The 1,384-nt window shown below is 71.6% G+C and carries 2 protein-coding genes; one reads left to right on the top strand and one right to left on the bottom strand.

Annotated elements, in window-relative coordinates:
* Positions 1–449: 449 nt before the first annotated feature.
* The gene (locus tag NBX02_RS16375; RefSeq protein ID WP_250281845.1) at positions 450–788 is read right to left on the bottom strand and encodes an SCP2 sterol-binding domain-containing protein; all 339 of its coding nucleotides are present in this window, start codon (positions 786–788) and stop codon (positions 450–452) included.
* 254 nt (positions 789–1,042) lie between these two features.
* On the opposite strand from NBX02_RS16375, the gene NBX02_RS16370 reads away from it, so the two are divergent.
* A partial coding sequence (locus NBX02_RS16370; protein WP_250292059.1) for a hypothetical protein occupies positions 1,043–1,384 on the top strand: 342 nt, incomplete at its 3' end.

Raw genomic sequence — 1,384 nt, 5'->3', positions numbered from 1 at the left:
ACGAGGGTGTGCGGGACGAGAACGTGCGGGATGAGGGTGTGTGGGACGACGGCCTGGACGCGCTGCGGGCGGCGTGCGTGGCCGCCTGGGCGGCGGCGGACGCGGGTGGCCCCGTGCGCGAACTGGCCGGCGGCCGCCCACCCGGCTGCGCCGACCTTGCCTGACGCGCTTGCCTGACGCGCTTGCCTCCCGAGACGTGGTTGTCCCGCCTGACGGGATCCCGTCAGGAACGTTCCCGGTGGCATCGCGCGATGGCCTGGCGGGCCGGCCGCCGCGGGTATCGCCCGCGGGCACATGACCGGCCGTCCGCAGACGATGATCATCCATCGTGGACGGCGATCCACGGATGATCCGCGGGATGGCCTACAGGGCGGGAAGGCCTGCCGGAAGGAACGCATCCTGTCGGCGAAGGCCGACCGCTGGATCGGCGCGGTCCGCTACCGGAAGGCCTACAGGAAGGAACGCATCCGCAGCAGGTCCCACATGCTGGCGTCCACCTTCAGTCGGCCACTGCTCCACGCAGATGTAAGCTCTAGGCTGCCATCGGTAACGGCGATCAGATCGTCGCTGTTCACCGTGACGGTCACCTGCCCAGCCGCGCCGTTGCCTTCACTGATATTGAGGACGCTGCCGTCACGCAGTTCCGCGCAGAAACTCGCCCCGAGATCAGGAATCCGACACACGATCGTGCGGTCGGGTGCGAGCCTGCGCAGACGCTCGTCGGCGAGTTCGTTGAGCCGCTCCGCCAGCGTGTGCAACGCCGTCGCGCACTGCTGCATGGTCGCCATACCGGTCGATTCCTCTCTCCGGCCAGGTCCGTACCGTGCCCTGCCGGCCGTCGCTCGTCAACAGATAGCAGCGGGCTGCCTTCCGCTGCCGGTCGGTGGCGGCGATACTGCCCGTCGCGCCGAGGCGCTTCGGTCGCGATGCACCCGGCTGCGACAGTCAATACCGTGGACGGGATCCGACATGCTGGATGGGACGACAGCGGCGTGCCGCGGGACGACGCCCCTGCCACCACCGTCACGGAAGAGGACACCGTATGACCGTTGACGTCCCGGACGACGTCCAGGCCGCGCGTGCCCGGGTGGAGCGGCTGCCGACGCTGCCGGTGTCGGCCCACGTCGCTGTCTTCGAAGAGGTCCACCGGCTCCTGGACGGCGTGCTGGCGGACCTGGACGGGCTCGCCAGCACCTCACCGCGGCCGGAGGCCGCCGGTGGCCCGGCCGGTGGGCCGGATCCGCGGGGCCGGGATGCCGTCTCCCCGTCACGGGCGCCCGGGCCGCCGGGACCTCGCCAACAGGGCACGGGGCCGCGCCCACCTGGCCTGGGCGGGCCTCGGCCGCAGCCGTCTGGGCTGTCTGGGCCGGCTGGGCCTAGCTCC

The sequence above is a fragment of the Protofrankia sp. CiP1_Cm_nod1 genome (assembly GCF_920888515.1).
Lineage (GTDB): Bacteria > Actinomycetota > Actinomycetes > Frankiales > Frankiaceae > Protofrankia.
The sequence above is the reverse complement of the archived record's forward strand: the minus strand, read 5'-3'. Positions and strand labels throughout refer to the sequence as shown.